This is a genomic window from Streptococcus oralis, from assembly GCF_003943825.1.
Classification (GTDB): domain Bacteria; phylum Bacillota; class Bacilli; order Lactobacillales; family Streptococcaceae; genus Streptococcus; species Streptococcus oralis_CD.
In genome coordinates, this window is record NZ_RJNJ01000131.1 from 1 (window position 1) to 513 (window position 513).

The window sequence follows — 513 nt, forward strand, 5'->3', positions numbered from 1 at the left end:
CATTCCTCTCAGTCAAGACTTCCAAGACAAATATATGAGGTAGACACATGGAACATCGTTACCGAATCAATCTCAAGAAAGTGTTTTTGTCTGATATTGAGTTGAACCAACTAAATAGAAATATCGACCAAAGTAGCTGCCAATCTTTTTCTGAATATGCGAGACGCACCCTACTTGACCCTGGAATGAATTTCATCACCATTGATACAAATGGCTACCAAGACTTAGTGTTTGAGTTGAAGAGGATTGGCAATAACATCAATCAGATTGCTCGAAGTGTGAACCAATCTCAGTTGATTTCTAGCGAAGAATTGCAAGAGTTGAAAAAGGGAATCGCTGAATTGATAAAAGAAGTTGAGAAAGAATTTACAATACAAGCTCAAAAGCTGAGGGAGTTCCATGGTCATCACTAAGCATTTTGCCATTCATGGAAAGAGTTATCGCAGAAAGCTCATCAAGTATATTCTCAATCCTGATAAAACAAAAAATCTTACCTTAGTGTCGGATTATGAT

1 protein-coding gene is annotated in these 513 nt (G+C 37.2%); it reads left to right on the forward strand.

What is annotated here, in order from left to right; genetic code table 11:
* The first annotated feature begins 47 nt into the window (after positions 1 to 47).
* Entirely contained in the window at positions 48 to 413 is a 366-nt protein-coding gene (locus tag D8863_RS10975; protein ID WP_000401233.1) for a MobC family plasmid mobilization relaxosome protein, read from the forward strand.
* Positions 414 to 513 lie beyond the last annotated feature (100 nt).